Origin of the sequence: Flavobacterium sp. WC2409 (assembly GCF_041200085.1) — a bacterium.
In the GTDB taxonomy this organism is placed as follows: Bacteria; Bacteroidota; Bacteroidia; order Flavobacteriales; family Flavobacteriaceae; genus Flavobacterium.
Window position 1 is genome coordinate 335,833 of the sequence record NZ_CP165625.1, and the last position, 13,920, is coordinate 349,752.

Annotated in this window: 14 protein-coding genes; 2 read left to right on the plus strand and 12 right to left on the minus strand. The window is 33.1% G+C overall.

The window, feature by feature from the left end:
• Positions 1-13: 13 nt before the first annotated feature.
• The 12 genes from gap to AB3G34_RS01530 form a co-directional block, all read right to left on the minus strand.
• Positions 14-1,009, minus strand: coding sequence for a type I glyceraldehyde-3-phosphate dehydrogenase (gap, locus tag AB3G34_RS01475; protein WP_367773821.1), 996 nt, complete (start codon positions 1,007-1,009; stop codon positions 14-16).
• 59 nt (positions 1,010-1,068) lie between these two features.
• Positions 1,069-1,938: a lipoyl synthase gene (lipA, locus tag AB3G34_RS01480; protein ID WP_367773823.1), complete on the minus strand. Its 870-nt coding sequence runs from the start codon at positions 1,936-1,938 to the stop codon at positions 1,069-1,071.
• A gap of 268 nt (positions 1,939-2,206) precedes the next feature.
• Positions 2,207-3,031, minus strand: coding sequence for an energy transducer TonB (locus tag AB3G34_RS01485; RefSeq protein WP_369753237.1), 825 nt, complete (start codon positions 3,029-3,031; stop codon positions 2,207-2,209).
• Positions 3,032-3,208: 177 nt separating this feature from the next.
• Positions 3,209-3,760: an RNA polymerase sigma factor gene (locus AB3G34_RS01490; RefSeq protein ID WP_367757518.1), complete on the minus strand. Its 552-nt coding sequence runs from the start codon at positions 3,758-3,760 to the stop codon at positions 3,209-3,211.
• Positions 3,751-4,857 (minus strand): glycosyltransferase, encoded by a 1,107-nt coding sequence (locus AB3G34_RS01495; RefSeq protein ID WP_369753238.1) that lies wholly within the window; start codon positions 4,855-4,857, stop codon positions 3,751-3,753. The genes AB3G34_RS01490 and AB3G34_RS01495 overlap by 10 nt, the downstream gene beginning before the upstream one ends.
• An 88-nt stretch (positions 4,858-4,945) precedes the next feature.
• Positions 4,946-5,560, minus strand: coding sequence for an FMN-binding negative transcriptional regulator (locus AB3G34_RS01500; protein ID WP_369753239.1), 615 nt, complete (start codon positions 5,558-5,560; stop codon positions 4,946-4,948).
• Between the two features lie 30 nt (positions 5,561-5,590).
• The gene (gene murB, locus AB3G34_RS01505) at positions 5,591-6,604 is read right to left on the minus strand and encodes a UDP-N-acetylmuramate dehydrogenase (RefSeq protein WP_369753240.1); all 1,014 of its coding nucleotides are present in this window, start codon (positions 6,602-6,604) and stop codon (positions 5,591-5,593) included.
• A gap of 48 nt (positions 6,605-6,652) precedes the next feature.
• Positions 6,653-8,500, minus strand: coding sequence for an asparagine synthase (glutamine-hydrolyzing) (asnB, locus tag AB3G34_RS01510; protein ID WP_369753241.1), 1,848 nt, complete (start codon positions 8,498-8,500; stop codon positions 6,653-6,655).
• A gap of 2 nt (positions 8,501-8,502) precedes the next feature.
• Entirely contained in the window at positions 8,503-9,570 is a 1,068-nt protein-coding gene (locus tag AB3G34_RS01515; protein WP_369753242.1) for a glycosyltransferase, read from the minus strand.
• A gap of 8 nt (positions 9,571-9,578) precedes the next feature.
• Positions 9,579-10,259: a DUF2461 domain-containing protein gene (locus tag AB3G34_RS01520; RefSeq protein WP_369753243.1), complete on the minus strand. Its 681-nt coding sequence runs from the start codon at positions 10,257-10,259 to the stop codon at positions 9,579-9,581.
• A gap of 10 nt (positions 10,260-10,269) precedes the next feature.
• A complete protein-coding gene (locus AB3G34_RS01525; RefSeq protein WP_369753244.1) occupies positions 10,270-10,965 on the minus strand; it encodes a thioredoxin domain-containing protein in 696 nt (231 codons plus the stop codon).
• Positions 10,966-11,038: 73 nt separating this feature from the next.
• Positions 11,039-12,118: a DNA replication/repair protein RecF gene (locus AB3G34_RS01530; protein WP_367773842.1), complete on the minus strand. Its 1,080-nt coding sequence runs from the start codon at positions 12,116-12,118 to the stop codon at positions 11,039-11,041.
• 246 nt (positions 12,119-12,364) lie between these two features.
• On the opposite strand from AB3G34_RS01530, the gene AB3G34_RS01535 reads away from it, so the two are divergent.
• Positions 12,365-13,138, plus strand: a complete 774-nt coding sequence (locus AB3G34_RS01535) for a tol-pal system YbgF family protein (protein ID WP_367773844.1) — start codon at positions 12,365-12,367, stop codon at positions 13,136-13,138.
• Between the two features lie 101 nt (positions 13,139-13,239).
• The gene (gene ribH / locus AB3G34_RS01540; RefSeq protein ID WP_367757536.1) at positions 13,240-13,812 is read left to right on the plus strand and encodes a 6,7-dimethyl-8-ribityllumazine synthase; all 573 of its coding nucleotides are present in this window, start codon (positions 13,240-13,242) and stop codon (positions 13,810-13,812) included.
• Positions 13,813-13,920: the final 108 nt, after the last annotated feature.

Here is a 13,920-nt window from a genome sequence, read left to right on the forward strand (position 1 = left end):
GCTTTTTTTCGAATTAGTTTTTAGTGTATAATATTAAATCAATTATTCGAGATGAATATCCAATTTCATTATCATACCAACCTACTACTTTTACCATTTTATCAATTACAGAGGTTAACTGCGCATCAAAAAGGCATGAGTTTTTATTTCCAATTATATCAACTGAAACAATTGGGTCTTCAGTATAATCCATGATCCCTTTAAAGTCACCTTGAGCGGCCAATTTAAAAGCTTCATTGATTTCGCTTATTGTTACGGCACGTTTTACATTAAATGTGATGTCGGTCAATGAGCCATCCGGTACAGGGACACGAATACCACACCCTCCAATTTTACCTTCTAATAAAGGAAAAATTTTCGTTAATGCCTTTGCCGCTCCAGTTGTTGTAGGTACAATGGATTGACTTGCGCCACGAGCTCTGCGTAGATCTTTATGGGGCTGATCGTGCAAACTCTGGTCTGTTGTATAGGAATGAATTGTGGTGATGTAAGCTTGTTCAATACCACAAAGTTCATTTATTATTTTAATCATTGGTGCTGCATTATTTGTTGTGCAACTTGCATTCGAAATAATGGTTTCAGTTCCATCAAGAATATTTTCATTTACTCCTAGAACTACTGTTTTGATAGTATCTACTTCTGACGGAGCGGATAGAATCACCTTTTTTGCACCAGCAATAATATGTCTGTTCAGCTCTTCGTGCGTTTTATATTTACCCGTAGATTCTATAACATAATCAATGCCTATATTTTTCCAATCTAAATTTGAAATGTTTTTCTCATGAAAAAATAAAAAATGCTTAGTGTCAACTGTAATTCCTTTTTCATCAGCACTTACAATGTTAGGCAAAACTCCGTGAATACTATCATATTTTAATAAATGCGCCATTGTTTTTGTATCTGCAATATCATTTATTGCTACAACTTCAATAGAGGGGTGGTTTAAAAGCAAGCGAAATAAATTTCGCCCAATTCTTCCAAAACCATTGATGGCAATTCTTGTTTTCAAATGTATTCGTTTAATCGTTTATTTGGTTAACCGATTAACCGATTAAACAAATCAACTACTTATAAAATATGTTTCTGTGCTTTATATGATGAACGTACAAGTGGTCCACTTTCAACATGTCGGAAACCTAATTCCAAACCAAATTTTTCATAAATAGCAAATTGATCCGGAGTTATGAATTCTTTAACTGGCAAGTGTTTTTTACTCGGTTGTAAGTATTGACCTATTGTTACTACATCAACATTTGCAGCGCGAAGGTCTCTCATGGTTTGAAAAACTTCCTCTTCTTGCTCTCCAAGTCCTAACATAATTCCCGACTTCGTTCTATTTATTCCTTTTTCTTTTAAGTATCTCAATACTTCTAAGCTTCTGTCGTATTTTGCTTGAATACGCACTTCACGAGTCAATCTGCGTACCGTTTCTACGTTGTGAGAAACCACTTCAGGATTGGCCTCGACAATACGGTCAATATTTCTTTCGATACCTTGAAAATCAGGAATCAAAGTTTCTAAAGTCGTATTAGGGTTCATTCTACGAATGGCTTTTACTGTTTCTATCCAAATGATAGATCCACCATCTTTTAAATCGTCTCGATCAACACTTGTAATTACAGCATGCTTGATGTTCATGATTTTTATAGAACGAGCTACTTTCTCTGGTTCATCCCAGTCCACCGTTTCAGGTCTTCCAGTTTTTACACCACAAAATCCGCAAGAACGCGTACAGGTATTTCCTAAAATCATAAATGTAGCAGTCCCTTCACCCCAACATTCACCCATATTTGGGCAGCTTCCTGATGTGCAAATGGTGTTTAAACTATATTTATCAACTAAGCCTCGAAGCTCAGTATATTTTTTTCCTATTGGTAACTTTACCTTCAGCCATTTTGGTTTAGCAGTCGGTAAAGAATTATCTAAAACAGTTTCCATAAATCAATTTTCAAAGTACAAAGATAAGGAATGTTGTTTTAAAATAGACTGTTTAAACTGTGAAGCTTACCGAAAGTTTTTTTTAAAAGGTTTTGTTTTTTAGGAGCTATTTCCAGCTATCCGCTAAATCTTTTATAAAGGGCACTATTAAAAAACAGTACCCTTTATAAAAGGATAACGCTTCTATCTGGGCTAGGGATGTAGTTGCTTGACTATTATTTATATAATAAAAAAAGCAGAACGTATTAGTTCTGCTTTCTAAATGGATTTAATGCATTTGCACGGTAATGGGTAGATTGTAAGAGGTTCTAACGGCTTTTGAATTGATCATGCCTGGAGACCATTTGGTTCTCATTGATTTTAAAACGCGTATTGCTTCTCTACCTAATCCATAACCTGGCTCGTTTTTTACTTGAATATTAGACATACTACCATCTTTTTCAACTACGAATGAAACATAAATCCGAATGCTACTTTCTCCATTTACCTCTGGACTTTCAAAATTCTTACCTATATAATTGTAGAATTTATTTATTCCACCTGGAAATTCAGGCATTTTATCTAGAATTGCAGTTGTTACTACAGTGTCACCATAATCTACCGGTGCACTGATTACGGTGCTATTTCCTTGAGAAGGAGTTGTGCTAGTACCAATAGTTCCAGTTCCATCAGTTGTGTTTTTAATTATTGTAGTGCTTTCAACAGTTGTAGCAAGATCTGGGGTGGCAAGCGGTGCTTTAACTATAATAGGATTTGTGAGTTGTTTTTTGTCAATGGATTCTAATGGCTTTTGGGTAAGAGTTTTAGGTAGAATCTTTTCTTCCTGTTTTTTTATTTGTGGCTGTACCGTTGTTAGTTGAATGATTTCGTCTATGGGTTCAATAATTGTTGTTGTTGCAGTAGTAATTAGATTAAAAAAACTTAAAACTCGGGGTATGCTGATAAGTGAAGCGCAAAGTAGTACTCCCATAAAAAGCGCCAATATAGAAGTTTTGGCATTTTCCTTACGCAGTTGATACGCACCATATTCTTTGTTTCTGTTTTCGAAAACTAGATTAATCCAGTTGGCTTCGTAAAGGCTTTGTTTTGACATAATTTATGGATTTAATGGTTAGGTAGCATTTAAATCATAAGCATATGGTGTTTATTAACAGAACGAAAACGGTAGGAAATTTATTGTTTAAAAAAGTTAATATTTAAAAAAAATAAACAATGATAATCTTAAGTAATTTTTATTTGTTTATTTTTTTAACTAAAAATAGAAAATTAATTATCTTTTGTCCCTGATAATCTCGGCCAATAATTTTTTGGCGCGAAGCAATTTTACTTTTACATTACTTAATGGCTCGTCAATTGCATTGGCAATTTCTTGATAACTCATTTCTTGAAAATAACGCAACTGAATTACCTCTTGATAGTGAGGTTTTAATTCTTTGATGAATTGCAATAAGCGAGAAAGATTTTGCTCTGTAATCAATTCATCTTCAGCAGATGGGGTAGTATCTGCTATATTGTAAGCTTTCTGATCTTCTTTGTCAGTGATCTCTACAAAAAGACTAGATTTCTTTTTGCGTAATAAATCAATATGTACATTTTTAGCAATGCTAATTAACCAGGTGTTAAACTGAAATTCTGGATTGTAAGACGCTATTTTGTCAAATGCTTTAGAGAAGGTTTCAATAGTAATATCCTCAGCATTGGTTTCATTTTCGGTGCGCTTAAGCATGAAACCATATACTTCATTCCAATAGTGATTCAAAAGAAAGGTAAAGGCAGCTTGATCTCCTTTTTTGGCTTTCTCTATTTGATTTGTTATTTCCAATTTACTGGTTTTGATACAATATTAGATATAAAAATATTAATCTGCGTGAATATAAGTAGTATTTCAACGACTGGGAACCAATATTTTAAATCTTTTTCTTTTAATTTTCCTGCTGAAAATCCCACAACGATCCAAGCACATAAATATCTTATGAATAATAATGCTAATACTAATATACACTGGAACTGGAAACTCAACAATATAATTGGTAAAATGATAAATAATAATTGGGAACAATAAAATGCACCTAGCTGCAACTGGTCTATCTTTTTATAATGACTGGCTGTGGCGATGTGTCTTCTTTTTTGGATTAACCAATCTTTATAGGACGTTTTTGGTTTAGAATAAGTGAAGCTTTCTGGTGTGTAAGCAATTGTTGTGTTTTTAGAGGTGGCCGCTTCATTAATAAATAAATCGTCATCTCCAGAACGAACTTGAATGTGATTAATAAAGCCATTTACATTAAAAAACTCCTCCTTTTTATACGCAAGGTTTCTACCAACGCCCATATAGGGATGTCCGATTTTTGCCCAGGAAAAGTATTGAATAGCAGTAAGTAGCGTTTCAAAACGGATTATTTTATTAAGTAATGAATTAGTGATTTTTTCATATCCGCCATACCCTAAAACAATTGTTTTTTGCATAGTGAATTGGGAACTCATTGCAGTGATCCATTCTTTCGATGTTGGATAACAATCGGCATCCGTAAAAAGCAAATAGTCTTTTTTGGCCGCTTTTATACCCAGTGTTAGGGCGTATTTTTTATTACCCCAGAAAGCTTCGTTGTTTTCTACTTTTACCAAGCGAATATTAGAATATTCTTTCTCAAAAGCTTCAAAGAGCTCCAAAGTACCATCACTAGAGGCATCATCTATTAAGACGATCTCAAAATCAGGATAGTTTTGTTCTGCTAGTAACGGAATAAATTTCGCTACATGTTCTTCTTCATTTTTGGCACAAACAATTACCGAAATCGGAATTCTTTTAGGTGTTATTTTTTGCGCTTTTGCAAAAGCAAATTTCCCAAAAACACCCAAATAATACGAAAGTTGAATAGCGACAATAACAATAAAAAAGTAAAGAATCAGTATAAGCATCAGAGTTTAATGAGTTATTTAAATCGTGTGCAAAGGTATGAATAGAATTATGAATTCTTAATTTTAAATTATTGAATTTTAAAAGAATTTATCTAGGGCATTTCTTCATTTCATTTGCTATTGAAATAGAATCTCTATTTTGTGTTTTTTCTAACTCTGTAATGATGTTTTCGTAGTTTTTTTCATCACGGTTTTGAGATAGTTTTTTGGTAGCTTCAATTGCTGTAACTTCTATCTCAAAAGCTACAATCCCGCGGACTTGCCTCATTGTTTTTGAAGATAAGTCCTCTACTCTAATGGGGTTTTCTGAGTTTTTCTCGTATTTGTCAACTAGTTTTTTTAAAGAGTTTATAGCTTCTTCTCCTTCAACTATCTTAATTTTCCCATATACATGTACGGCTAGATAGTTCCAAGTCGGAACGTTTTCATGGTCATACCACGATGAGGAAATGTAACTGTGTGGTCCCGAAAAAACAGCTAAAACACTATCGTTTTCTTCAAATCCTTTCCATTGCGGGTTCTCTTTGGCAATGTGCCCGTGCAAAATTTGTTTTCCGTCTTTATTGATATCGAGCTCTAGAGGAATATGAGTAGCACATAGTTTCCCGTTTGTTTGATTGATTAGAATACCAAAACTATTTTCTTGAAGAAATTGCTTGATTTCTTCTTGATTCTCATTTTTATAAATATCAGGAGTGTACATTTTGTAACTAGTATTAATGCTTAATAAAAACTAAATAACGTTTACTTCGGCTTCAATATGAATACCAAAAGTCTTAAAAATAGTATCTTGAATGGTCTTTGATACTGCTAGAATTTCTTGTCCAGTGGCATTGCCATAATTGACTAATACCAGTGCTTGGTTCTTATGAATTCCGGCATCACCAAAACGTTTCCCTTTAAAGCCAGCTTGTTCAATAAGCCATCCTGCAGGTACTTTAACTTCCGTTTCAGAGACTTCGTAATATTTCATTTCGGGAAATTGTTGATGTATTTTCTCGAAATCTGTTTTTAAAAGAATTGGATTTTTAAAAAAACTTCCGCTATTTCCTAGTTCTTTTGGATCCGGTAATTTACTTTGTCGAATTGCAATTACCGCATTACTAACGTCTTTTAATGAGGGGTTAGTGATGTTGTTTTTTTCTAATTCTCCCAAAATGTCACCATAAGAAGTGTTGATTTTATGATTGCGTTTGGTCAGTTTAAATACTACAGATGTAATGATGTATTGATCTTTGGCGACATTTTTAAAAATGCTTTCACGGTATCCAAAATGACATTCCTCTTTTGTAAATTTTTTTATTTCTTGATTTTCAATCGTAATCGCTTTACAAGAAACAAAGGTGTCCTTGATTTCGGTTCCATAGGCACCAATGTTTTGGATAGGTGTTGTTCCTACATTACCGGGAATTAAGGACATGTTTTCAAGTCCGCCAAAATTTTGTGCAATAGTCCATAATACAAATTCATGCCAGTTCTCTCCAGCTTGACTTTCCACCCAAACAAAATCATCGTTTTCCTGGATTATTCTTTTTCCTTTTAAATCAATGTGAAGTACTAGTGCATTGATGTTTTGTGTTAACAACATGTTGCTTCCGCCACCAAGTATGAATTTTTTTGCGGTTTTATTTTGTTTTAAAATAGATGTAAGGTCAGTAACATTTTGTACGTTGACAAATTGTTTTGCACTGGCTTCTATACCAAATGTATTGTAGTTTTTTAGGGAGAAATTATGTAGTATTTCCATAAAAGAAATTTCTTTTTTAATGTTGTAATTTGAGACCAAAAGTAAGGATTAAAATTTAGTTGTATAACTTTTCATCCACATGTGCATCATAAATAAGGGCATTATGTAGGAAACCATTCTTGTGTCTCCTTGCTGTAAATTCTTAATAAGTTTGGCACTATTTATATTTTCTAAATAAGGCATTTTAAAAATTTCACTTTTAGAAAACGATTCTAATTCATCTTTAAAAGCGGGACTTTTTACTAAATAATCTCCCCAAGGTGCGCTAAGGCCTACTTTTTTAAATTTTAAAATAGCTTCAGGTAATCGATTTTCCATGGCCGTTTTTAAAATGAATTTTCCTTTTTTACCTGTAAATAGCCATTTATCATCCAATGAACCTAAACCTGCAATCAATCTTTGATCTAGAAAAGGTTCTCTACATTCAATGGAAGCGCCCATAGTGGCGCGATCGTTTCTATATAATAAAGAACGCAAATAGGTTTGTTGGTCAAAATAAAGCGCTTGTCGTCTTAAATTGTCGGGATATAATTCTTTTGCTTCTTTGTACGTTTTACGTCTGAATTCGTTTTTGGGCTCGTTGTGAATACCATACACTTTCGAAATATCTTCAGGATAGATATTGCAACTATTATACATAATCAGATCTTGTTTTTTGCTGATTTTAGCATATCGAATTAGTTTTTCGTACCGTGGTTTTTTTTCAAACCCGCCTAGACTTCCTATACTTGAAATTGAACTTAGTATGCTTGGAAATTGTAATGCTTTGTAACGTACATAACCTCCCATTAATTCGTCGGCTCCTTCACCAGAGAGCAATACTTTTACCTTTGGTTTTGCTAATTCAGAAATAGCCAAAAGATGCGGTTCGTTTAGGTGCATTATGGGTTCGTCTTGAAAATAAGTAGCTTTAACTAGGTTTTCATATAAGTCTTGATCTTCCAGTTTTAAGGTGTTAAAACGGTAATCGAACTTTTCAGTTAACATTTTGGCTAAATGAGATTCGTTGTGCTCTTCCTCTTTAAATCCGATGTTAAAAGTTTGTATGTTTTTATATTTTTGTTCGTGTAATGACGCAAGTATAGAGGAAGAATCAAGTCCTCCGCTAAGTAAAATTCCAACAGGAACATCACTTACCATCCTTAATTTTACAGAATCATCAAAAGTTTCTCTAAACCATTCAATAGGATTTTCAATTCTAGGATGGTTTTGAATCTCAGTTTTTAAATCCCACCATTTTTCGTTGACTACTTTTCCACCTTCGTGGATAGTCATTATATGCCCTGGTAAAACCTTTTTTATATTTTCATATAAGGTATTGTCACCAGCTACAAAGCGGTTAAAAATATATTCTTCAAGTCCATCTTGCGCTACTTTTAGAGGCAGTCCAGCAGTGAAAAGTGCTTTTTGTTCGGATGCAAAATAAAAACTCTCATTGTAAAAAGAACAGTATAATGGCTTAACACCCATTCGATCTCGTACAACTGTTAATTGCTTTTTTAATTTATCCCAAATAGCAAATGCAAACATCCCGTTTAAGCGATGAAGCATTTTTGAACCATGCAATTGGAATAGTTTTAACAGAACTTCTGTGTCTGATCCTGTTTTTATATCAAAACCGTTGCTCTTTAACTCAGGATAAAATTCTTTAAAATTGTAAATTTCACCATTGTACACCATGACAAACCGTTCGTCATCGGATAAAAAGGGTTGATGTCCTGCAGCAGAAACATCTAATATTGATAAGCGTCGATGTCCTAGTCCGATATTATTTTCCACGAAAATACCTTTATCATCTGGACCACGATGTTCTAATGCGTCGCGCATTTTTGTAAGAATGAGACTGTCTATTTTTCTTTGGGATTGTAAATGAAAGATCCCGTTAATTCCACACATAGCTAATTATTTTTTGCGGTATTTATTAATTCATGGTATTTGCTAGCTATGATAGCCATATTGGTATTGTAATCAGCATGTTCTTCGATAAATTTCCGATTGCTTACTATGGCTTTATTTCGATGTTCCTCGTTTTTAAAAGACCATATTAATTCTTCGGCAAGCATTTTGTAATCATCAACAGTTATAAGTTGGCCATTTTTACGATGTTGTATCCAGCTTTGGTTACCCGCAATATCTGTTACAATAGGGTAGCAAAGTGTTGCCATTGCTTCAAATAATGAGGCCGATACTCCTTCGGTTGTAGGCATGCTTATGTAAACATTAGAATCTTGTAATAATTTTGGTAATTCAGTATTTGGAATTCTTCCCATAAATCGAACTTTGTTTTCAATATTTAATTTTTTTGCTAATTTTTTCAATCCATGAAGTTCAGTTCCATCTCCTACTATAGTAAGTACGAAGTTGATTCCTTTTTGGTTTAAAATAGCAAAAGCTTTTAAAACAATATCATGACGGTATTCAGGTAGCAGTGAACGCGTAACGATAGCGCATATTGTGTTGCTTTTCGCAGTATTTTTATTTCCAAATTTCTTTAAATCAATTCCTTTTGGTAGTATCATTACTTTATCCATGTCTACATTGGCTTCGATCATGGAAACCGTCATTGCAGGTCCCCAAGCATGGATAAGAGTAGCTTTTTTAAAGGCATAGTTTTGTATTGCTTTTTTGAAAGGATATAAAGGGGAGTTTTCAGGCCATAAATCAGTGCGTCCTTGTTGTGCGATTACTACTGGTTGTACTCCGCATAAGGCTGCTAGAAAGCCATAGCTTGTGGTTCTTTCGGCAATAACCATGTCCGGTTGTTCGGCCTTAATAATTTTTTTTATTTTAAATATAGAAAATTGAAATTCGAAAATACGCAGGATTCGGTTCATGAAAGTCCCACAAGGTGTTTTTAGTTCCCAGCTGACAATTTCAAAATCTCCAAAATCTTTTAGGCCATTTGTCCAAGTAATGGCATCGGCTCTATAGGTTTCTCCAAGAAAAAGTATTTTCCTTTTTTTCATCTAGATACTTAAAATTCATCTGTAGATAAAGCTCTACCTATGAATTCGTTTAATGGTTTTAGTAGGATCAATTTTTTACTCGCTTTAGAAATAAAATCTTTTTTTGTAATATCCTCGTAGTTAATTTTATGAGAAGCTTCAAAACTTTTTAGTTTTAATAATTCAATTGCAGGATGTTCTTTTTCATAGCCTCGAGGAGGGTTTTTTAAAGTGCTTCTTTCGTTTCTGTCAAAATCTACAAAGGTTTTTTTGAATTCACTTTCATTAAGAACTTCTTCTAAATCCTCATAAAAGAATGCAATTTCTTTGCGTATTTTTTTTAGTTCCTCTGCTTCAGGTGAATACAGTCCGCCAGCAATAAATGCTACTTCTTTTTCTAAGTGTACGTAGTAGCCGGGTCTATTTTGTCCTTTTATTCTGCCACAAGGTAACCAAATACCAAGGTGTGTTTTATAAGGCGTTTTGTCTTTAGAAAATCGAATGTCTCTATTGATTCTAAAGGTACAATTTTTTACTTCAAGCATCTCTAGTGCTGGATCTAAAGGTTTCATAACGTCAAGAAAATCAGAAACGAATTGCTGATAGTCTTTTTTGACTGCTTCGTATCTTTTTTTGTTTTCCAAGAACCAATCTCTATTGTTATTGGCTTTCAAGTCTTCTAGGAATTGTAAGGTATCTTTTGATAGCATTTTGGGGCTATTATAATTGTTTTTTTAAATCATCTTCGCTTATGAAACCGGCATGTTTCCATTTTAGTTCTTTATTTTCATAAAGCAGTAAGGTAGGAAGTTCCTCAATTTTCATTTCATGCATTAACGTTTTGTTTTCGTCCGCATTCAATCGAATGATAACTACTTTATCACTCATTTCGGTTTGCATTTTAGAAAGGTAAGGAGCCATCTTTTTACAAGGAGCACACCATTCTGCATAGAAATCGATCAAGACTTTTTTATCCGTATTTAATAATTTATTGTATTCTTGACTGCTCATTCCTACGATTTTATCTGTTGGTTTCGATAGCCCTGCAGCATCCCATTTTAAAAAACCTCCTTCGAGTTCGTATATATTGGTAAAGCCTAATTCTTGAAGTTTTTCAGTTGCTTTTGCACTTCTTCCACCACTTTTACAATACACAAAAACGGGTTTTGTTTTGTCAAGATTTTCTGCATCTTTGACGAAACTATTTCCAAGCCAATTGATGTTTTTAGCATTTTCTATATGTTCTGATGCAAATTCCTCTGGGGTACGTACATCCAAAATTTGGGGGTTTTCTGTTGTTTTTATTTTTTCTGCAAAAGCTGGAGCATCAATTTTTTTAATATTTTTTGATGTTTGTCCATTACAAGATAAAATGATAGAAGAGACGAGTACAGTAAAAATTTGAAAAAATTTCATTACAAATAGTATTTAAAAAATTGAAATGCTAAATTAAGTAAATTATAAGTATTCGAAGGTCATAAAATGCAAATCATAAGTTAAATATTTTATAGGACTGATGCGTTGATTTTACAATAGCTTCGGTGCGTTCAGGATGGGTGTCGGAAATAAATAATTGTCCGAAGGTTTCACTGTTGACCATTTCAATAATTTTAGCAACTCGACTTTCGTCTAATTTGTCAAAGATATCATCAAATAGTAAAATAGGTTTTACCCCACTTTGTTTTTTTAAAAATTCAAATTGAGCTAGTTTTAAAGCAATAAGAAAAGACTTTTGTTGGCCTTGAGATCCAAATTTCTTGATGGGATGACCATCTATTTCAAAGGATAAATCATCTTTATGTGTCCCAACACTTGTGTAATGTAAAGCTCTGTCTTTATTAATGTTTTCTTGTAAAAGAGTCAATAAGTTTTTTTCGAATAAATGACTTTCATATACAAGTTGTACTGTTTCTTGAGAACCTGTTATCGCATGATGGTGTGCATTGAAAATAGGGATGAATTCAGCTATAAACTCTTTTCTCTTTTTAAAAATATAATCACCATATCCATTGAGTTGTTCATTATATATAGAGAGAGTGTCATTTTCAAAAACATGATTTAGTGCGAAATATTTTAATAGTGCATTGCGTTGACTCATTACTTTTTGATACTGGATTAACTGCTGTAAGTAATGTGGATCCAATTGTGAGATGACACTGTCCATGAATTTTCTTCTGGTTTCACTTCCTTCTACAATCAAATCTCTGTCGGCGGGTGATATTATAACAAGAGGAATGAATCCAATATGATCTGAAAATTTATCGTAAGCCTTGCCATTGCGTTTTAATACTTTTTTCTGTCCTTTCTTTAAACTACATACTACCTGCTCTGACCGTTCATTTTTTATAAACTCAGCATCAATCACGAAAAATTCTTCGCCATGTTTGATGTTTTGGACAGCCAAAGGATTGAAATAACTCTTTCCGTACGATAAATGATAGATAGCATCCAATACATTGGTTTTACCAATACCGTTTTTACCTACAAAACAAATTATTTTACCGTCAAACTCGAAGTTGGCTTCTGAAAAATTTTTGTAATTGAATAAGGATATTTTTTTTAAATACATCTTTTAAAGCTTGCTGGTATGGAAGAGTTTGTTGTTTTTTAAAATGACTTTTAAAGTGGGCGCAAATTATTGAAAAATATCGATATAAAGGGTATTTAGGGCTTTTCTGTTTTAAATGTTTTTGCTTTTTACCGAAGCAGTACTTGTATAAAAGCTTATTTTTTTTATTATAAATATAAAATTCCTTTTTTTTTGCGTCGGTTTGAATAAAAATTTTATTTTTGCGGTTCACTAAATTAAATTTAAATGGCTACTTACAGTAAAAGAGGATATAAAGCACCAAAAGAGAAAGAAGTAAAAGATGGAGTTGAAGAAGTAATTGTTGATGAAAAAGACAGTGTTACAGCAGGTGTATTTTCTACATTAGATGAAACTGCTTCAAAAACAGAAGATTTTGTTGCCAAAAACCAAAAATTCATCATTGGAATTGTAGGAGCTGTCGCTTTGGTAACCATTGGTTATTTAGTTTATCAAAAATTTATTGCTGAACCAAAACAAACGGAAGCTGCTGAGGAAATGTTTGTTGCACAACAAAATTTCCAACAAGCTACAGATGGTGTTGCAAGTGATTCACTTTATAAGTTGTCATTGAATGGATCTGAAGGTAAATTTGGATTTTTAAAAATTGCTGATGAATATTCAGGAACTGATGCGGGAAATTTAGCTAATTACTATGCGGGTATGGCGTACTTAAATACAGGTAAATATACAGAAGCGATTGATTATTTGAGTAAATTCAAATCAGAAGATATTGTATTGGGAGCTTTGGCAAAAGGAGCAATTGGTGATGCTTATTCTCAAAAGAACCAGCCAAAAGAAGCTTTGGAAAACTATATTAAAGCAATAGAAGCAAATAAAAATGATTTTACTACTCCACGTTTCTTATTGAAAGCTGGAAAAACAGCTTTGGCTCTAGGAAAAAAAGAAGATGCATTGAAATATTTTACTGATATTAAAGATAATTTTGATTCATCTCCTGAAGCGGCTTCTGTTGATGGTTTAATTGGATTGGCTCAATAGTAAAAGTTTTAAGATTACTTGTTGTAGATTTTAGATTGTTGATTCAACAAGCTATCTTTAACATCTGAAATCAAAAAAATAATATTAAAATTGACAATCAAATGGCAACAGTAAATAAAAATTTATCCGTTTATGACAAAAATGCAGTTCCTAATGCGAAAGATTTTCGTTTTGGAGTTGTTGTTGCTGAATGGAATGAAGTAATAACTGAAGGGCTTTATAATGGAGCACATGAAGCTTTTTTAGACAATGAAGTTCCTGCGAATCATATCATCAGGTGGAATGTTCCAGGCAGCTTTGAACTTATTTATGGATGCAAGAAGATGTTGCAAACCCAAAATGTAGATGCTGTAATCGCTATTGGATGTGTAATTCAGGGACAAACCAAACATTTTGATTTTGTTTGTGAGGGCGTAACTCAAGGAATTAAAGATTTGAATGTTCAAACGGATATTCCAGTTATTTTTTGTGTCCTTACTGATAATACGATGCAACAGTCAATAGATAGAAGTGGTGGTATTCACGGAAACAAAGGTACTGAAGCGGCAATTGCGGCTATTAAAATGGCCTACATTCGTCAACAAGCCTCTTTGGCGCATGAGTATAAGAAACAAACATTACTGTCTTCTGGTCAATTACAAATCGAAGATTTGCCGTTGAAACTAGAAGAATAAAAAAGTAAATATTTAATTATGAAACCTATACTGTTCTAAAAATAGTATAGGTTTTTTTTGTTTTATTTATGATGGAACGGACTATTAAACCGAGTAGAAATTCATTAA